This is a genomic window from Sphingobacterium endophyticum, assembly GCF_009733535.1.
GTDB lineage: Bacteria > Bacteroidota > Bacteroidia > Sphingobacteriales > Sphingobacteriaceae > Sphingobacterium > Sphingobacterium endophyticum.
The window spans coordinates 256,048-273,420 of sequence record NZ_SMMI01000003.1 but is presented as its reverse complement, the minus strand read 5'-3'; the positions used below and the strand labels follow the sequence as shown (position 1 = coordinate 273,420).

Genomic DNA, 17,373 nt, shown 5'->3' with positions numbered 1-17,373 from the left:
GGCTGAAAATAGGATAAATTTTATGGGTATGGTCATTAGAATCCTGATAAATTTCCTTGTGGGATGTATATTAATATTCTTCATTTCATGCAAAACCGAAAAATTTTCTAGCCATGGTTTTTTCACAGCGGATGTCGATAAATATTTCAATGAAAAAGAGGGGGTTAATGTATGGGTGTATCGATCTTTCCAACCTCGGGATACAGGGAATACGGGGCTGAGAACTCAATCGTTCTATCCATTGGATACAAGAATGATGAAGTCCGTAGGCTTAGGTAGGAAAGGGGATAAGGTTCTATTTTCTGTTGTTCCAGACTCAAGGCCTTATTATAATATGGTTGCGGTCAAGCACAAAAGGAGGAAATTCAATATAGAAGATTTTGAAAAGCGAACCTATAATCGTGCAGATTATTTTCAGAAAGATTATTCCACTGAAGGGATGACCATAAAACATGTCTATATCCCTTACGGGAAAAAAGAGAGTATGAGTTTATTGTTTTATGCCCTGAATGTGGAAGGCAATCCAAGAGACCTGCCTTTGGGTAGATTTGAATATTTAGCAAAAATTAATGCATTGGAATTAAAGGAAGAGCTTCAATACAAATCGTATTGGCAAATATTTGATTGTGGTTCAACTTCCAGGAAGCCCTGGTCCATACAGCCGAATGCTGAATTATTAAAAGGCAGGGATATAATTTATTTAAAGCTTTTTGATATTTATGGTGCCAATAAGACGATCTCTTATTTCAAGCTTATAAAAAAGGGAGATACGGGTTCCATAGAACTTAGTTTATGCCCAAATAACTATGTATTTGAATACTATGATGAAAAGGGAAATATATTGGAAAAAGGTGAATTTAGTATAGGGAAAGAAAAAGATCCTTCAGGAAACTGAAGGATCTTGACTTTTTACGCTAAAAATAGTTTTTCTAACTCTAAAGGGGCTACGTATTTTCCATCCTTGTAAACACGCATATTTCCACCGGATATTTCATCGATTAAAATGATCTGATCATTTGTTTTATCGTGTCCAAATTCCAATTTTATATCGTAAAGTTCCAGACCTTTTTTTGCTAATTCATCTTTAACGATTCCGCAGATTTTCTTGGTCAGGTCTTTTAATTCTTGGTATTGTTGTTTGTTTAGTAATCCCAGCATTTCCAATGCGTCTTCTGAAATAACAGGATCTCCACGTTCATCATCTTTAATGGTTACTTCGACAAAACTGTCCAAAGCTTGACCTTCTTCGCAATATGCTGCATATCTTCTTAGGAAGCTTCCAACCGCTCTATAACGACAGATAACTTCAAGTCCCTTTCCAAATACCTTGGCATCCTTTACAATCATTTGAACTTTGTCAATGTCTGAAGAAATAAAATGGGTGGGTATTCCTAGTTTATTCAGAACTTCAAAAAAGTAGGTGGTCATTTTGAGGCCGGATTTTCCAGCGCCTTCAATTGTTAATCCTACCGTATTAGCACCTGGGTCAAAGACTCCGTTTTCTCCAGTTACATCATCCTTGAATTGCAGAAGAATCTGATTGTTCCCCAGACTGTAAACGTCTTTTGTTTTTCCTTGATAGATTTTTTCCATGATGGTTTCAGTTAATTGAGGCGAATTTATTAAAAAATGACCTAATTTCTAGGCTATCCATAATGAATGCTTACTTTTCTAGCTTTAAGGCCTTCAATTCTCTTTGTAAATCCTCGATTTTATCTATCAAATTGCTGACTACTTCAATTCCTTGAACATTTAAATCCAATTCATAGTGCCAAGTTGAATAACGTTCAACATGGTACACCTGCTCTTCCTCTAAATATTCTTGCTCTTCCTGTACAATGATTTGAATAAGTCCGTTGCTATGGAGTTCATGAACAAAGGTATATTCAATATTGTTGGTTTTGCAGATGTCGATTACTCTAAATAATGTCTTTTCCATAGCTTATTTTAATGAATCTGCTAATTGTTCTACTATATTTTTCTGATCCGCTGTTAGGTTTGTCGGTAATTTGACCTGTATTTCAGCATAGAGATCACCGAAATCACCATCCTTTTTATAGATTGGGAATCCTTTTCCTTTCAAACGGATTTTAGATCCATTTTGGGTCTCTGGTTTTATTTTAACGTTAATTTTACCAGTCAGGGTATCGACAATAGTCTCCCCACCCAATAATGCGGTTGGTAAGTCTATATCGATATGAGTATAAAGGTCATTTCCTCGGCGATTAAATCGATGGTCAGGTTTTATAGAGAAAGTAATATAAAGGTCTCCATTTGGTCCTCCATTGACTCCATCTGCCCCTTGTCCTTTCAGTCGGATCTTTTGACCGTCTTCAACACCTGCCGGAATGGTAATACGGATGTTTTTACCATTTACCGTAAATGTTTGTTTATGTGTTTGAGAAGCTTGTAATAGGGTTAATTCTACTTGGGTTTCATAGTCTTGTCCTCTGTAACTTCCACGTTTTCCCGATGAGCGGCCACCTCCAAATCTTGACCCAAATAGGTCCTCAAAGAAATCTGAATATTCACCGGTGTCATAATTACCATTGTAATTATTGAAATCAAATCCTTCGAAAGGATTTTGACCGGCAGAGCCGCTTGATCGAGAGCCTCTCGAACGAGCATAGTCCTGTTGTGCTTTCTCATATTCTTCGCCATGTTTCCAGTTTTCACCGTACTGATCGTATTTCTTTCGTTTTTCGGGATCAGTAAGGACTTCGTTAGCTTCGTTTATCTCTTGGAATTTTTTCTTCGCACTTTCGTCATTCGGGTTTAAGTCAGGATGAAATTTGCGGGCCAGCTTACGGTAAGCTTTCTTGATATCATCTTGACTTGCCGATTTATCCAATCCTAAAACATTATAATAATCTAAAAATGCCATATAGTTTATTGATTTAAAAAAAGAACAAGTTGAGTAGGGTTTTGTTTAGTAATAGCTTTACTCAAATTTACAATCTAAAAGTGTAAAAGTAAAGGGAGTTAAAGGAAACAAAGTCGATTATGAACTGTTCTAATAGAAAAAGGAATTATTATGGATACCAATAGACTTTCTAAAGCGATGGAGACCTCGCTGATAAAGCAAATGACAAAAGAAAATCAAGCATCTCAGATATATTTAGCATTAGGATGCTGGGCAGATACAAAAGGGTATGGCGGTGTTGCTAATTTTTTATTTCGACATGCACAGGAAGAAAGAAATCATATGATTAAAATTATGATGTATATTCTGGAGCGTGGAGGAACACCGAAGGTGGAGGCTGTAGAAGAGCCAAAGAAACTTCCTAAAACAATTTCAGAATGCTTTGAACTGGTATTTAAACATGAGGTTGATAACACAAATGCTATCTATGGCCTTGTTAATCAATCCATGGAAGAAAAAGATTGGGCTACTTGGAATTTCGCACAGTGGTTTGTTAAAGAACAGACCGAAGAAGAAAAATTGGCTATGGAATTGATCGATAAATTAAAAATTGCTGGAGGAGACCGTGCAAGTGATGAATCATTATTTGAATTGGATAAGTACTTAGGCAATGCACCTGATGAGGTGACTTTGGCGAGAGAATCCACTGCAGATAATCCGGAATAGACATACAATTTATCTAAAATATTTAATGGCGTCCCAAAGCCATGAAACTTGAAAAACAAAGAAGGGCAGAATTTATTTCTGCCCTTTGATTTTTTCAATATATGCGATTTCTTTTAAACTGCTTTCCTTCCCTTCATTTTTTATACTCGTTGCATTTATATGATTAGGATTATTTTCGACTGGAACAAAATGATCTACAATGCTAGTTAGAAAGGAGGATATGCTGAGGATAAACATCCCAAATATTTTAATAATGATTTTTGAAATCATAATCATTGTTATTGCGGTTTCCTTTTGTTGTAATAGTCTAAATTGCCAGAGATTTCTAAAAACTTCACTCTTTTATCATCAGGGTATTTACCAATAATAATATTACTTAATCCCTGAAGGTTGGCATTCAACGTGTCAATGAAGGAACCTTCGTTCAGAATAAGCATTCCATTGTTGAGTTTTAAATCTATGCTGCAGAATGTGCTGCCATGGAATTCCAAATGGGATTTGTCTTTTACAGTTATTTTTATTGGATTAATTTTATGGAGATTATCTCTTGATTCATTAGACCCAATTATCTGAGATTGATTTTGAACAATTAAATTTTCAAAGGAGGATAAATTTCCTTCTCTTGGTACTGACCGAAGGGAAGCATTTAATTTATCTAAAATGAGAGTTTTTAAAGATGAATTTGTATAGATATAAATAGCTTTAAAATCACTTTCATTTAATTTTATTACTAAAGTATCAGCGCTGTTTTCAAAATCATAAGGAACATAACGGTTGTTTTCCATTAAATAAACTTTATTCGAATCAGATTGGACGAATTCAATGAAGGCATTTTTATTTGGATAGCCTAGCAATTTAATATGATTGATACCCTTTAGTGATGCATATTTATAAGTTTTAGATTTATCAAAATTATTAATAATACCAGAGATAAAATCCTTTGGTTTCTCATTTGAATCTATAAATACCCTTCCATCTAATGGTTTAATTACGGCCAAGCAAAGCCATAAAATTAAGACAGCGGCCATAATAAATAACGTTGATTTTTTCATATTTAGTTAGCTTTAAATAATTCAATTAATTCGTCGATTTCAATGTTTAATAATTTGGCAGTTTGAAAGAATTTAGGTGCTTCATGCTGAAGGAAATTTGCTTTCTTTTCATTCATGATGATCTTGACAGCATTTTCTTTAACAAAAAGTCCTAAACCACGCTTATTGAAAATAATTTCATCTTGTTGTAATTTATCATAAGATCTCATGACCGTGTTTGGATTTACTTCAACACTTGCTGCGAATTCACGAACAGATAGAATTTTTTCACCAACCTTCCATTCTCCGATTAATATTTTCTCCATTACCAAATCAATTATCTGTAAGTAAATGGGTTTGTCTGATTGAAATTGCATCTATACCTCCTTTTCTTTTAGAAAGAAATAAAATCCTATGTAACAAAGTACAGCGGGAATAAAGATGATTAACCATTTATAGAGGAATATATAAGTCTGATTGGAAATTAGATTAGAATTTCCGGTCCAGATTTTGGATCCTAAATAAGTACCAAAAATCATAAAGGTTAAAATTAATGCTAGAGAAATTAAAAAGCTATATTTTTTGAAATATAAGCTAGCCACTAAATAAAATGGAAAGAACATTAAGAAAATGCCCACAGTAATAAAATATTGCAAAGCATTTTTTCCACTATAAAAAATCGAGTCTTTTTCGATTGTCAGATATAGGTGTCCTTTTCTATCAAAAGCTTCCATTATGGCATTCCAATAGGTTTGTTTATAAAATAATTCCACGATATAATTTAATCCCAAAACAACTAGCAGGTTATATAAATAAATGATTAGACCAATGAAACAATAGGTTATAAGCTTTTGCGAAGTTTTAATAGGAAGAATAAAATCATAGCTTTTTTTAAAGTTTATTGGAATAATTGTAAGGTAGAAAAAGGGAAGAACAATGACTAAAGCTACTGTCCAATTAATATCTCGCAATCTTGAGGTCGATATTAATGCTTCATCTGACTTTATTATTGAACTGCTATTAATAATGCCATCAAATACAGGACTTGATAAGAAATATAATCCAACTCCAAATAGAACAAATGCAATTAATGGAATAGCAAAGAGTAAATACTTATTGGATGCAAACACACATTTTAAATATTGGATGATATTTTTCATAGTTCTATTGGTTTTGGGTTATTGGTAAATGCATTAAACATAAATTCAATATCAAGCTTGCTTTCTTCCTCAAGATTATTTTTAATGAGATAAAAAGGTCCTGCCAAATCATCCTGGGTATACAGAGCAAGCTCAGCATCCATTGGAGATTTACTAATTCTAAATTGTTTAGAAAGAAGATAGATGTTTTCATCAAGCACAAGGCTTCCATTTTTCATAATCAATAGATGATCGAATAAGGTATCGACATCTCTTATTTGATGGGTAGCTATTAGAAATATTCTATCGTCATTAATGTATTTAGTTAACAATTTTCGAAAGATAGCTTTTGAAGGAATATCCAAGCCATTTGTTGGCTCATCCATGAGTAGGACTGCGCTATTACAGGCTAAAGCGAAAGAAAGATGTACTTTTCGATGCTGTCCTAAAGAAAGAGCTTTCAGCTTATTTTCCACTGGAATATTGAATTCTTTTATACAGTCAACAAATTGTTGATGGTCGTACTTGCTGTAAAAGGCTCCGTAAAGTTTTCCGAACTGCTCAATACCTAGATCGGGTAATTTGCTATGATCAGGTAAAAAATAAACATCATTCAGATATTCTGAAGCTCTTTTACTACTGAGATGTCCATTGTATTCAACTGTTCCATCCTTTGGAATTAACATACCTACAATTAATTTTAGAAAGGTAGTTTTTCCTTCACCATTCAATCCTAAGAGGCCGTAGATATTCCCAGGTTTTAGATCTGAATTGATATTCCAGAGGATATTCCTATTTGGTTTATAATGATACGATAATGATTTTATGCTTAACATATCTCATAGTTTTAGTGTATTAATATGGTAGTACACTACAAATATAGTAATGAGATTCTAATTTGCAAGAAAAAACAAAAAAAAGAAGCACTCTGTTTGAGAGTGCTTCTTAGTAATACGTTCTGCGAATGATTATTGAGCAGCCGGTGGAGTTTTGTCTACCACTAATTTTTTATCGCGATTTGCAATATCCCAAGCGGTATGAAAAACTAATTTTTCACGTTTTACCATCATTGGGAAATCGATTTTATCGACAGTATCATTAGGTGTGTGATAATCTGGGTGTAACCCTGAGAAGAAGAAAATCACAGGGATTCCGTGTTTCGCCAAGTTATATTGGTCAGAACGGTAATAGATACGCAATGGATCTTTAGGATCGTCATACATGTAATCTAATTCCATTTGAGTGAAATCTTTATTTGCTTTCTCATTGATTGCTTTCAATTCCGAGCTTAACATATCCGATCCAATAGCATGGATGTAGTTGTGATTTCCATCTAAATGTTTGTCATCGATACGACCGATCATATCCATATTTAAACAGGTAACGGTATTGCTCAATGGAAAGATAGGATTTTGGGAATAATAATTTGACCCTAATAAGCCTTTTTCTTCAGCAGCAAATGCCATAAATAAAATAGTTCTTCTTGGACCTTTACCTTCTTTTTTAGCTGCAGCAAAAGCTCGTGCTAGTTCCATAACGCCAACAGTTCCTGAGCCGTTATCATCAGCACCAGGAAAGTATGTTCCATCAGGTAAGATACCATCATGATCATAATGACCTGAGATGATAACGATTTCTTCTTTTAAGTCAGTTCCTTCAATAAGCCCAAGTACATTAGGATCATTGAATTCTTCTTTTTTAACACCCATATTGGCATCTAAAGAAGATTTAATGTCAAAGGAATTTGGTTTTCCAGTTGAGCCAATCTTTTCAATGACTTGAGCAACCGATGTATTTTTGGAGGCTAACAATTGATTTGCCGTTTCTACGGTAATATTAGCTACAGGAATTTCCATAGTCGGTTGGTTCGGCTGCGCTTCATTAGATCGCAATGAAAATCTTCCAGCCGTTAATCGATTGCCATAACGGGTAATCATTTCAGCATTTTGAGAACTTACTGCTAAGATCATTTTAGGATTTAATTTGCTCAATTCTTGGATTCTCTTGAATCTACTAGTTGACCAATCTGATCCTACACTTGATCCAGTAATCAAAGAATTTCCATCCTTATTTGTCGGTTCGCCTTCATTGATTACCAAAACAACTTTACCTGTTAGGTCCAGCCCTTCTAAATCATTATACTTGTCGGTTTTAATTCCGTATCCAACAAATACAATATCCGAAGCTTTAAAATCCTTCATATTGTTATTTCCTTGGATAAATAAATCTTTGCCGTTTGTAAGGTTTTTATTGTTAAGGTCGAATTTTTCTACGACATAGGATGATCTTTCTAATGCTACCGGTTGAAAATAAGAACCATTTACAGCAGGTTTTAATCCGAGGTCTTTGAAAACCTTTGCAATATATTCGACGGTTTTCTTACCGCCTTCTTGTCCTGTTCCACGTCCTGCAAATTCTTTAGATGTAAGAATAGTCAGGTGGTTTTTTGCTGATTCTTGTGTTAATAAATCAGCATATTTTTTCTGATTTGCCTGTTGAGCCACCGAACAGCTAAAAATAGTCGGTAACAACAGGGAAAGGATAAGATATTTTTTCATAGAATAAATTGGTTATGCACAAGAGATTTTGTTGACACGGGTTGCATGACGTCCACCTTCGAAGTCTGTTGACAAGAAGGTGCGTACAATACGTTTAGCCAAATCTAAGTCAATAAAACGAGCCGGAATGCACACGATATTTGCGTTGTTATGTTGGCGTGCTAATGCTGAAATTTCTTCCAACCAACAAATTGCGGCACGAATTCCTTGATGTTTGTTAGCCGTAATAGCCACACCATTTGCACTGCCACAAATCAAGATTCCCAATTCGTTTTCTTGTTGTTCAACACTTGATGCAACGGGATGTGCGAAATCAGGATAGTCAACTGAATCTGCAGAAGCAGGACCAAAATCCTGAACAGTATAACCTAATTCATTTAAGAATGTGATTAATGCTGTTTTATATTCAAACCCAGCGTGATCACTGCCAATTGCGATTTTTTTAGACATGATATGTTATTTTGTATTATAAAATTCTTTTTCTGCTAATTCCTTTGCCTTCTTCACATTTGCCGATACCATAATACTCAATTCATAAAGAATAAACATTGGAGCACTTACTGTCAATAAGGTAATAATATCTGCTGTAGGAGTGATAATAGCTGCGATTACCAGAATAATTACAATGGCATATCGACGACTTGCACGCATAAATTCCGGAGTCATGATTCCTATCTTCGAAAGGATAAAAATTAATATAGGAAGTAAGAAGATAATACCACATCCTAAAGTTAAAGTAGCAATTGTTGAAAGATATGAATCGATTGTAATTTGATTAGTAATCTCCTCACTTAAGGAAACGTTTGCCAAGAAGTTGACCGATAATGGAACCACAATATAATAGCCAAATAGAGCCCCTATTACGAATAGCACTGTTGCATAAAAAACAAATCCTCTTGCAGATTTTCTTTCCACATCGGTAAGTGCGGGCTTAATAAATAACCAAATCTCGAATAGCAGATATGGAAATCCTAATGCAACTGCCATTAACAAGCAGGAGTTAATTTGGAGCATAAATTGTCCAGCCAATTCTGTGTTGATAATATTGAAAGGGATTTTTTCGACACAAAAACCATCCAAGTTCAATGCGGCACCCACTTTACACATCATTCGGTATGTCCAAAAATCTAGATTCTTTGGACCCATGATAATCTGGTTAAAGACGAAATCGTAAAATGTAAAGGAAAGAATTGCAAATACGGTAATTGCAATAACAGAACGGATGATATGCCATCTCAGGATTTCTAGGTGATCGAAGAAAGACATTTCTGCTTCGATGTTTTTTCCTTTATTCTTTATTGCTTCTATAAGTTTAATATTCTTGGACATGTATTTTAGCTGCGATAATCTATTCGTAAGAAAACAAAAATACCATTCTTCTTTCGAAGAATGGCATGTTTTGTTTATGTAAAGTAAATTTTATACAACCTCCTCATCAGGATACTCCGTAAGGTCGAAAGTTTCCATGAATTTTGTTGTAAAATTTCCTGCCCTGAAGTTAGGGTCACGCATTAATCTAAGGTGAAGAGGGATTGTTGTTTTCACCCCTTCGATTACGAATTCACTTAATGCACGCTCCATTGTGTTGATAGCCTCTTCACGAGTCTGCGCCACACAGATAAGTTTTGCAATCATGGAGTCGTAATTTGGTGGAATAGTATATCCTGAATATACATGCGTATCTACACGTACTCCATGTCCACCAGGTGAATGGAAATTGGTGATTTTTCCTGGAGAAGGGCGGAAATTGTTAAAAGGGTCTTCCGCATTGATACGGCATTCAATAGCATGCATTGTTGGTTCATAGCTCTTTCCAGAGATAGGAATTCCAGCAGCTACTTTAATTTGTTCTTTGATTAAGTCAAAGTTGATTACTTCTTCGGTAACCGGGTGCTCTACTTGAATACGAGTATTCATTTCCATAAAGTAGAAGTTTCGGTGTTTATCCACTAAGAATTCAATGGTACCAGCACCTTCATATTTAACAGCTCTTGCTCCCAATATGGCAGCTTCACCCATCTTAGCACGTAATTCTGGAGTGATGAATGGTGAAGGAGCTTCTTCAACTAATTTTTGGTGTCTTCTTTGGATAGAACAGTCACGCTCGGAAAGGTGACATACAGTTCCGTATTGATCACCAATGACTTGGATTTCAATATGGCGAGGATCTTCAACAAATTTCTCGAGGTACAAGCCGTCGTTTCCGAATGCTGCACCTGATTCTTGACGTGCTGAATCCCATGCGCCTTCAAATTCTTCATCTTTCCAAATAATACGCATACCTCTACCGCCACCACCAGCTGTAGCTTTAAGGATAACAGGATAGCCCATTTCCTTGGCAATCTTAATACCGGTTTTAACATCTGGTAATAGGCCATCAGAACCTGGAATAGTAGGAACCCCAGCTTTTTTCATGGTCTCTTTAGCAGAAGCCTTATCGCCCATTTTTTCGATCTGATCAGCAGTTGCACCAATGAATTTGATGCCATACTCAGCACAAATCGCAGAGAATTTGGCATTTTCTGATAAGAATCCATATCCAGGGTGAATAGCATCAGCATTTGTCAATTCTGCTGCTGCAATAATATTTGGAATATTTAAATAGGAATCTTTACTAGCAGGAGGACCGATACATACAGCTTCATCCGCAAAGCGAACATGTAAACTGTCACGATCTGCAGTTGAATAAACTGCAACACTTTGAATACCCATTTCTTTACAAGTACGGATAATTCGAAGTGCAATTTCACCTCTATTTGCAATTAATATTTTTTTGAACATAATACTGTATGGTATAACTCTTTATCTCTTCGCACAATTAAAAATAGTTTTTGGAGGAATTCCAAAAACTAGCTAGGATCTACTAAGAATAAAGGTTGATCGTATTCTACAGGTTGAGCGTCATTTACTAAAATCTTAACGATTTTACCTGAAACTTCAGATTCGATTTCGTTGAATAATTTCATTGCTTCCACGATACAAATAACCTTACCTGGAGTAACCTCATCACCTACGTTAACAAAAACAGATTTGTCAGGGCCAGGTGAACGGTAGAAGGTTCCAATAATAGGAGATTTAATGGTAATGTATTTAGAGCTGTCATCTGCTGCAGGAGCTGATTGCGCTGCAGGAGCAGCCGCAACTGCTACAGGAGCCGCAGGAGCTGCAGCGGCAGGAACTGCATGAGCAGTTGGGATTGACGCTGTTACATACGTAGGCTCTTGATTTGTTTTTATCGTAATTTTAAAATCTTTCTCTTCGATTGATACTTCATTCACACCCGATTTTGAAACGAATTTTATCAGATCTTGAATTTGTTTGATATCCATACTCATATGCTAGTAGGTTTGTTTAATAATTTTAAAAAATAAATAGCTATAAAGGTAATAATAAAATACGGATTAGTACGCCCATCTTAAATAAACGGAACCCCAAGTAAATCCGCCACCAAAAGCAGCAAGGATAAGGTTATCACCTTTTTTAAGTTGGCTTTCCCATTCCCATAAACAAAGAGGAATAGTTCCACTAGTTGTATTTCCGTATTTCTGAATGTTGACCATCACTTTTTCTTCAGGTAAACCAGCACGTTCGGCTGTTGCATCGATGATTCGTTTATTTGCCTGGTGCGGTACTAACCAATTAACATCATCGGAGGTCAATTTGTTTCTTTCCATCACCTCAACTGCAACGTCAGCCATATTGGTAACTGCAAATTTGAAAACGGTACGACCTTCCTGATAAGCGTAGTGCAAACCAGCATCGACGGTTTCATGAGATGCGGGGTTCAATGAACCGCCCCCTTTAATATTTAGGAATTGTCCACCTGATCCATCTGTTTTCAATACGGCATCGATAAGACCATTTCCTTCATCATTAGGTTCCAATAAAACAGCACCACAACCATCACCAAAAAGGATACAGGTGTTTCTATCTTGGTAGTTTACCACAGCAGACATTTTATCGCCACCAACTACCAATACTTTTTTATGTTTACCAGACTCAATAAATTGAGCGCCGGTAGTTAATCCGAATAAAAAACCCGAACAAGCTGCCTGAAGGTCAAATCCCCAAGCCTTTTTTGCTCCGATCTTGTCTGCCAAGATATTTGCTGTTGCAGGGAACAACATGTCAGGAGTACTTGTGCAAAAGATAATCAAATCAATTTCCTCAGCAGAAATTCCTCTTTTCTCTAAAAGGCCTTGTACCGCAGGTACGGCCAAATCAGATGTTGCTTTTCCAGGATCTTTTAATATTCTTCTCTCACGGATTCCGGTACGGGTTACAATCCATTCATCATTTGTATCCACCATTGTTTCCAACTCTTTGTTGGTCAGGATATAATCAGGGACGTAACCATGTACTGCAGTAATTGCTGCGTGAATTTTAGACATAAATTTTAGTTAAACGCAGATTTGATTTTCTCAATAAATTTTGAGGCAATCATATCTCTAGACAATAATACCATATTTTTAATAGCCTCTGGACTTGAAATTCCATGGCCAATAATGACTGGTGCATTAACACCAAGAATCGGGCTGCCACCGTATTGCTCATAATTAAATCTATCGAAAAATTGATCTTTAAATCCTTTCTTTAGAGTAACTACATAAAATGATTCAGCAAGTTTTAAGACCACATTACCAGTATATCCATCGCACACAATGACATCGGCATGATCACTAAAAAGATCACGACCTTCAGCATTTCCGATAAAATTAATTTTGTTATTTTCTTTTAATAGGGGGTAGGTAGCGATGGTTAGGTTGTTTCCTTTTTCTTCTTCTTCACCGATGTTTAATAGACCGACTTTCGGAGAAGGGATACCATAAACATGTTCAGCATATAAGCTACCAAGTATGGCAAATTGATTAAGCATTTCGGGTTTACAGTCAGCATTAGCACCAACATCTAAAAGGATTCCGAAACCATCTTTCAGTTTGGGGACATTCGTTGCAATAGCAGGTCTTATCACCCCTGAAATAGTTTTAACACTGAACATAGCACCTACGAGCATGGCTCCGGTATTACCTGCAGATGAGAAAGAATCTATTTCTCCGTTTTTCAATAAGTCAAACCCCTTAGCTATAGAAGAGTTCGGTTTTTGGCTGATTGCTTTTGTGGGATGTTCGTGCATACTGATGATATCAGGAGCATGAACATAATCAAAATTTGAGGGGTCAGTTCCAGCTTCGGCAATTGCCTTTTTGGTTGCTTGTTCATCGCCAAATAGGACAATTCTCTGGGAATTATCCAGCTGTTTTTGAGCTTCAATTGCTCCTGAGATATTAGAATCTGGAGCAAAATCTCCCCCCAACACGTCTAATCCAATCTTCATTCGTTATTATTTATATTATTCAATAATACGCAAAAAACATCCCAAGTTAAAGTGAATAATATAAAATATTACACTTTTTTGGGATGTTTTTTAGAAAGATGTCTTTAGACAGCAGCGGTGTTCTCGATAATTAATTTACCGTTGTAGTATAAGTTACCGTCTACTGTATATGCAGTGTGAGGTCTGTGCACCGCGCCAGTTTCTTTACAAACAGTTAAGCTAGGTAATTCAGCTTTATAGTGTGTTCTTCTCTTGTCTCTTCTAGATTTAGAAGTTTTACGTTTTGGATGTGCCATCTCGTATTTTTTGTTTTAGTTATTTTTAATATTCTTCAATGCTTCCCAACGAGGGTCAATGTTGTCATTGTCCTCTTCAGACGAGCTTTCTTCTTCATTTTGGATCATGCCCAGCATTTCTGGATCGCATGTAATTCCATCACCATTTTCACTACACTTTGGATAAGGAGGTACAGCCACATTAATATACTCATAAAGTAATGGGGCGATATCCAATTCATAATCGTTTTTGGAAAGCGTAATCACTTCTTCAGTGTTTTCGTTCCAATCTTCATCGCTGAATTTTACCAAAGCACGTTCCTTAATATGAACAGGTGAATCAAATGTTGATAGACAAACATCACAGGTAAGTTTTATTGTACCTTGAATGTCGAAATGAGCTATCAACATGTTTTCCTGTTTCTGCAATTCAACAACCGCTTTAAGGTTGCCGTCCTGTACTAAGGAATGTTCGTAACATGCAAAGAACTTCTCGTCGATATCAAAGTCAAAACTGTGCTTACCTGTTGAAAGACCTGAAAATGGTATTCTGTATTTTTTTAGATACTTCACAATCTTGCATTTGAGCCTGCAAAAGTAACGATTAATTAATCATAAATGAAATTTATTTTAAAAAATCGTCTATGCTATTCGTAATAATTTTTTCCTAATTCAATTTTTGGGCGGTCATTGGCCATTCTCCATTTATTTGTATCCCGAAGAGAGTATGCACAGCCGCAATATTCCTGCATATAAAAGCGTTCTTTTTTGCTGATTTCCAACATTCTTGCCGAGCCACCTTTTTTACGCCAATTGAAGGTCCAATACTCCATATTTGGATGTCTGGAAGCTGCCCTCAGACCACAGTCATTAATCTGCTCCATTGTTTTCCATCTTGATATACCCAATGAACTTGAAATCACATCAAACCCATTTTCTGCTGCGTATTCAGCAGTTTTTACGAATCGCATATCAAAGCACATGGTACAGCGAATTCCACGCTCAGGCTCATTCTCCATACCCTTAGCCAACTCAAACCAATGATCAACATCATAGTCCGCATCGATAAAGGGAATGTTATGTTTTTCAGCAAAGCGGATGTTTTCTTCCTTCCTAAGATCGTACTCCTTTCGTGGGTGAATATTGGGGTTGTAGAAATAGATTGTAAAATCTATATCCGATGCTATCAATGCCTCCATCACCTCACCAGAACAGGGAGCACAGCAGGAGTGAAGCAACAGCTTTTTCCCTTTGTTGGGCAATTCCAACTTCTCTCTTACAAATTCTTTGTTCTCCATTGCATAAGATTCTATTCTGCAATTTTACATAAAACCATTTATTTAATCAACTTTAACACTTCTTAGCGCTACCAGAACTCTTCGGCAAACGATAATTTTATACATTTGTAATAAATTATTTGTTTTATGAAACTAAGGTACCTTTTTGCTCTACTTGCTATCGCAACCGTCCTAGGGTTTTATTCCTGTGAAAAGGACGATGACGAACCGCCTGAAAGTAACGTGTTTTCTCGACTGTATATTTCTTATTCCAACTATAATCCAAATACTTCCGCTACGAAGTTCAATAATGTGGTATTATTGCCATTTTCGGATGATTCTTTAATGTCAAAAGGGGCAGCACCTTCCTTAACAGATGCCAAAGGGGGAAGAAGCATTTATTTCAATCCCAGTGCACAGCTTGTATTTCAATCCTCCAATTATGCATTGGAAGCCGATACTTTTATCAATAAGATGACTATAGGTTTGACTGGGGGATTAAGTAATAGTGGAAGGATATCGCATAGATTCTTAAATAATGTTAGGGGAATGGTGTTCCACCCAAGTCTAGATAAGCTTTATGCAATTAACATAAAACCAGATACTTCGAGATTTTATGTGTTAGATAGGCCAAGAGGGTTGACCACATTCCATAAACCTGGACAAACTTATCAATTCAAGAATGATAACGAATATTGGGATGTGACTATTGTAAAAAGTGGTTTGGTTGTCAGTAAGTCTGGTACAAATGGAGGTGTTGAGATTTATGACAATCTTATTGTTTCGCGTGACTCAACGATTAATTCAGTAGATCCTTCTAAAATTTTGACTGTTGAAAATTCGAGTAATATTCAGGGGATGTCAGTAGATACTGTAAATAATATGCTAGCCTTGACTGACTATGTTCAGCAAGGGACTGCTACTAATCCCACTTATGTAGGTAGAATATTGATTTTTGATGATTACAACGCTATAAGTCAGGCATCAGGGACCATTAAGCCTAGTAGAATTATCGAGGGTGTAAGCACAAAGCTTCTACAACCAGTCGATGTTGAATTGGACTTTAGAAAGGAAAGCAAATATTTATATGTTGCAGACCCAGTTTCCAAAGCAGTCTATCGATTCTTAAAATCTGATAATGGGAACGTAGCTCCTAATGCAACCTATACTTATAGTCAATCTGGAATCATGTTCTCGCCAATGGGGATTTCCCTAGATGCTAGGAATTAAAGGATTATAAAAAAAATTGTTGGGAAGACGAGGTTATTTAATCTCGTCTTCTTCTATTAAAGAGAGTAGTGTTTCTATTTCCAGCTTTTTTTCTGCGTTATCAACATGTTCATATGCTGAGATTAAATTCCTAAGAACCCTTTTTATAATTGCAATATTATCACAAGGCAAGGTATAGTTGTCGGATAAGGGTAGGTTTAATTGTCTCAAAAAGGCATAGATATCCTCTTCCCGCATTATCTGCCCTCTATTGAAAACATTGATATAGAACAGGATTTTATGTTCATTTTCGGGATCCACATAGGCTAAAACAAAATGCTTTGGGAGATTGACTCCATAGATTGGAATATCAAGTTTCTGAGCAACTAAAGCATAAATACAGGCTAAGCTAATTGGATTACCTTTTTTAGATTCTAATACCTTGTGTATAAATGAATTTTGAGGGTCATGATAGTTTGAGGTGTTTCCAGATAGTCCAAATTCCCGAAAAATAATATTATTCAAGAGCTTAACTTTTTCTACTGGGCTCATATCATACATCAAATGATACCATGCATTTCGACGCAATTCTGCTAATTGATAGTAGACTTGTTCTTCATGCAAATTAGGATATTGATATCGATTGATAATTAATAGACCTTCTAAAAGGTCTTCAGAGTTATTTAATTTCCAAAGTTGGAGATCGTTTTTAACCTGATCATATTGAATTCTGTGAATAATATTTTCTATCCTACTTTGGGAAAGTGGATCAAAAGAAGACTCCCACGAGTGTTCTAATAGAGGGATGACCTCCGGCCCACAGGTGATTAACTTATACTCAATTTCTTGAAAGATTTCCCGATCGGGATCGTCCAAAAGAAAGATGAGTGCCTTTATTTCTTTTTCATTCACCATGAAATTTACGAAATAAAAGGCAATCCCAAAAATCCTTAAAATTTT

At 35.8% G+C, this 17,373-nt stretch carries 22 protein-coding genes; 3 read left to right on the top strand and 19 right to left on the bottom strand.

Annotation, left to right across the window (positions count from 1 at the left end; all coding sequences use genetic code 11):
- The first annotated feature begins 28 nt into the window (after window positions 1–28).
- Entirely contained in the window at window positions 29–895 is an 867-nt protein-coding gene (locus tag E0Y80_RS04165; RefSeq protein WP_156306148.1) for a hypothetical protein, read from the top strand.
- 14 nt (window positions 896–909) lie between these two features.
- On the opposite strand, the gene E0Y80_RS04160 is transcribed toward E0Y80_RS04165, so the two are convergent.
- The 3 genes from E0Y80_RS04160 to E0Y80_RS04150 all read right to left on the bottom strand — a co-directional run bounded on the left by E0Y80_RS04160 (window position 910) and on the right by E0Y80_RS04150 (window position 2,884).
- A complete protein-coding gene (locus E0Y80_RS04160; protein ID WP_156306147.1) occupies window positions 910–1,593 on the bottom strand; it encodes a phosphoribosylaminoimidazolesuccinocarboxamide synthase in 684 nt (227 codons plus the stop codon).
- A gap of 70 nt (window positions 1,594–1,663) precedes the next feature.
- Window positions 1,664–1,939, bottom strand: a complete 276-nt coding sequence (locus tag E0Y80_RS04155; RefSeq protein ID WP_156306146.1) for a chaperone modulator CbpM — start codon at window positions 1,937–1,939, stop codon at window positions 1,664–1,666.
- 3 nt (window positions 1,940–1,942) lie between these two features.
- Window positions 1,943–2,884, bottom strand: coding sequence for a DnaJ C-terminal domain-containing protein (locus E0Y80_RS04150; protein WP_156306145.1), 942 nt, complete (start codon window positions 2,882–2,884; stop codon window positions 1,943–1,945).
- 150 nt (window positions 2,885–3,034) lie between these two features.
- Between E0Y80_RS04150 and E0Y80_RS04145 the strand changes: the two genes are divergently transcribed.
- Window positions 3,035–3,589 carry a ferritin gene (locus E0Y80_RS04145; protein WP_156306144.1) on the top strand — a complete coding sequence of 185 codons (555 nt, stop codon included), beginning with the start codon at window positions 3,035–3,037 and terminating at the stop codon, window positions 3,587–3,589.
- Window positions 3,590–3,661: 72 nt separating this feature from the next.
- On the opposite strand, the gene E0Y80_RS04140 is transcribed toward E0Y80_RS04145, so the two are convergent.
- From E0Y80_RS04140 to E0Y80_RS04070, 15 genes are all read right to left on the bottom strand, one after another.
- Entirely contained in the window at window positions 3,662–3,859 is a 198-nt protein-coding gene (locus tag E0Y80_RS04140; protein WP_156306143.1) for a hypothetical protein, read from the bottom strand.
- 8 nt (window positions 3,860–3,867) lie between these two features.
- Window positions 3,868–4,641, bottom strand: coding sequence for a hypothetical protein (locus E0Y80_RS04135; RefSeq protein ID WP_156306142.1), 774 nt, complete (start codon window positions 4,639–4,641; stop codon window positions 3,868–3,870).
- Between the two features lie 2 nt (window positions 4,642–4,643).
- Window positions 4,644–4,997 (bottom strand): GntR family transcriptional regulator, encoded by a 354-nt coding sequence (locus E0Y80_RS04130; RefSeq protein ID WP_156306141.1) that lies wholly within the window; start codon window positions 4,995–4,997, stop codon window positions 4,644–4,646.
- Complete coding sequence (locus tag E0Y80_RS04125) at window positions 4,998–5,780, bottom strand: hypothetical protein (protein WP_156306140.1); 783 nt, start codon at window positions 5,778–5,780, stop codon at window positions 4,998–5,000.
- On the bottom strand, window positions 5,777–6,595 hold the full coding sequence (locus tag E0Y80_RS04120; RefSeq protein WP_156306139.1) for an ATP-binding cassette domain-containing protein: 819 nt from the start codon (window positions 6,593–6,595) through the stop codon (window positions 5,777–5,779). Before E0Y80_RS04120 ends, E0Y80_RS04125 begins: the two co-directional genes overlap by 4 nt.
- Window positions 6,596–6,727: 132 nt before the next feature.
- The gene (locus E0Y80_RS04115) at window positions 6,728–8,317 is read right to left on the bottom strand and encodes a M28 family peptidase (RefSeq protein ID WP_156306138.1); all 1,590 of its coding nucleotides are present in this window, start codon (window positions 8,315–8,317) and stop codon (window positions 6,728–6,730) included.
- Between the two features lie 12 nt (window positions 8,318–8,329).
- Window positions 8,330–8,767 carry a ribose 5-phosphate isomerase B gene (gene rpiB / locus E0Y80_RS04110; protein ID WP_156306137.1) on the bottom strand — a complete coding sequence of 146 codons (438 nt, stop codon included), beginning with the start codon at window positions 8,765–8,767 and terminating at the stop codon, window positions 8,330–8,332.
- Window positions 8,768–8,773: 6 nt separating this feature from the next.
- On the bottom strand, window positions 8,774–9,646 hold the full coding sequence (gene tatC, locus E0Y80_RS04105) for a twin-arginine translocase subunit TatC (protein WP_156306136.1): 873 nt from the start codon (window positions 9,644–9,646) through the stop codon (window positions 8,774–8,776).
- Between the two features lie 90 nt (window positions 9,647–9,736).
- Window positions 9,737–11,098: an acetyl-CoA carboxylase biotin carboxylase subunit gene (accC, locus tag E0Y80_RS04100; protein ID WP_156306135.1), complete on the bottom strand. Its 1,362-nt coding sequence runs from the start codon at window positions 11,096–11,098 to the stop codon at window positions 9,737–9,739.
- Window positions 11,099–11,166: 68 nt separating this feature from the next.
- A complete protein-coding gene (accB, locus tag E0Y80_RS04095; protein ID WP_156306134.1) occupies window positions 11,167–11,652 on the bottom strand; it encodes an acetyl-CoA carboxylase biotin carboxyl carrier protein in 486 nt (161 codons plus the stop codon).
- A 66-nt stretch (window positions 11,653–11,718) separates the two neighbouring features.
- Window positions 11,719–12,708: a beta-ketoacyl-ACP synthase III gene (locus tag E0Y80_RS04090; protein WP_156306133.1), complete on the bottom strand. Its 990-nt coding sequence runs from the start codon at window positions 12,706–12,708 to the stop codon at window positions 11,719–11,721.
- A 5-nt stretch (window positions 12,709–12,713) separates the two neighbouring features.
- Complete coding sequence (plsX, locus tag E0Y80_RS04085) at window positions 12,714–13,652, bottom strand: phosphate acyltransferase PlsX (RefSeq protein ID WP_156306132.1); 939 nt, start codon at window positions 13,650–13,652, stop codon at window positions 12,714–12,716.
- Window positions 13,653–13,756: 104 nt separating this feature from the next.
- Window positions 13,757–13,948, bottom strand: coding sequence for a 50S ribosomal protein L32 (rpmF, locus tag E0Y80_RS04080; RefSeq protein WP_156306131.1), 192 nt, complete (start codon window positions 13,946–13,948; stop codon window positions 13,757–13,759).
- 15 nt (window positions 13,949–13,963) lie between these two features.
- The gene (locus E0Y80_RS04075) at window positions 13,964–14,500 is read right to left on the bottom strand and encodes a YceD family protein (protein WP_156306130.1); all 537 of its coding nucleotides are present in this window, start codon (window positions 14,498–14,500) and stop codon (window positions 13,964–13,966) included.
- 74 nt (window positions 14,501–14,574) lie between these two features.
- A complete protein-coding gene (locus tag E0Y80_RS04070) occupies window positions 14,575–15,225 on the bottom strand; it encodes an epoxyqueuosine reductase QueH (protein ID WP_156306129.1) in 651 nt (216 codons plus the stop codon).
- Between the two features lie 126 nt (window positions 15,226–15,351).
- Between E0Y80_RS04070 and E0Y80_RS04065 the strand changes: the two genes are divergently transcribed.
- Window positions 15,352–16,434, top strand: coding sequence for a hypothetical protein (locus E0Y80_RS04065; protein WP_156306128.1), 1,083 nt, complete (start codon window positions 15,352–15,354; stop codon window positions 16,432–16,434).
- 33 nt (window positions 16,435–16,467) lie between these two features.
- On the opposite strand, the gene E0Y80_RS04060 is transcribed toward E0Y80_RS04065, so the two are convergent.
- Entirely contained in the window at window positions 16,468–17,328 is an 861-nt protein-coding gene (locus E0Y80_RS04060) for a transglutaminase-like domain-containing protein (RefSeq protein ID WP_317163512.1), read from the bottom strand.
- Window positions 17,329–17,373 lie beyond the last annotated feature (45 nt).

Coding starts and splice junctions, on each gene's coding strand:
- rpmF (WP_156306131.1), bottom strand. CDS start 13,948: ATGGCACATCCAAAACGTAAAACTTCTAAATCTAGAAGAGACAAGAGA.
- E0Y80_RS04120 (WP_156306139.1), bottom strand. CDS start 6,595: ATGTTAAGCATAAAATCATTATCGTATCATTATAAACCAAATAGGAAT.
- E0Y80_RS04165 (WP_156306148.1), top strand. CDS start 29: ATGGTCATTAGAATCCTGATAAATTTCCTTGTGGGATGTATATTAATA.
- E0Y80_RS04155 (WP_156306146.1), bottom strand. CDS start 1,939: ATGGAAAAGACATTATTTAGAGTAATCGACATCTGCAAAACCAACAAT.
- accB (WP_156306134.1), bottom strand. CDS start 11,652: ATGAGTATGGATATCAAACAAATTCAAGATCTGATAAAATTCGTTTCA.
- E0Y80_RS04140 (WP_156306143.1), bottom strand. CDS start 3,859: ATGATTTCAAAAATCATTATTAAAATATTTGGGATGTTTATCCTCAGC.
- E0Y80_RS04115 (WP_156306138.1), bottom strand. CDS start 8,317: ATGAAAAAATATCTTATCCTTTCCCTGTTGTTACCGACTATTTTTAGC.
- E0Y80_RS04160 (WP_156306147.1), bottom strand. CDS start 1,593: ATGGAAAAAATCTATCAAGGAAAAACAAAAGACGTTTACAGTCTGGGG.
- E0Y80_RS04130 (WP_156306141.1), bottom strand. CDS start 4,997: ATGCAATTTCAATCAGACAAACCCATTTACTTACAGATAATTGATTTG.
- accC (WP_156306135.1), bottom strand. CDS start 11,098: ATGTTCAAAAAAATATTAATTGCAAATAGAGGTGAAATTGCACTTCGA.
- E0Y80_RS04125 (WP_156306140.1), bottom strand. CDS start 5,780: ATGAAAAATATCATCCAATATTTAAAATGTGTGTTTGCATCCAATAAG.
- E0Y80_RS04150 (WP_156306145.1), bottom strand. CDS start 2,884: ATGGCATTTTTAGATTATTATAATGTTTTAGGATTGGATAAATCGGCA.
- E0Y80_RS04070 (WP_156306129.1), bottom strand. CDS start 15,225: ATGGAGAACAAAGAATTTGTAAGAGAGAAGTTGGAATTGCCCAACAAA.
- E0Y80_RS04135 (WP_156306142.1), bottom strand. CDS start 4,641: ATGAAAAAATCAACGTTATTTATTATGGCCGCTGTCTTAATTTTATGG.
- plsX (WP_156306132.1), bottom strand. CDS start 13,652: ATGAAGATTGGATTAGACGTGTTGGGGGGAGATTTTGCTCCAGATTCT.
- E0Y80_RS04060 (WP_317163512.1), bottom strand. CDS start 17,328: ATGGTGAATGAAAAAGAAATAAAGGCACTCATCTTTCTTTTGGACGAT.
- rpiB (WP_156306137.1), bottom strand. CDS start 8,767: ATGTCTAAAAAAATCGCAATTGGCAGTGATCACGCTGGGTTTGAATAT.
- E0Y80_RS04090 (WP_156306133.1), bottom strand. CDS start 12,708: ATGTCTAAAATTCACGCAGCAATTACTGCAGTACATGGTTACGTCCCT.
- E0Y80_RS04145 (WP_156306144.1), top strand. CDS start 3,035: ATGGATACCAATAGACTTTCTAAAGCGATGGAGACCTCGCTGATAAAG.
- E0Y80_RS04065 (WP_156306128.1), top strand. CDS start 15,352: ATGAAACTAAGGTACCTTTTTGCTCTACTTGCTATCGCAACCGTCCTA.
- tatC (WP_156306136.1), bottom strand. CDS start 9,646: ATGTCCAAGAATATTAAACTTATAGAAGCAATAAAGAATAAAGGAAAA.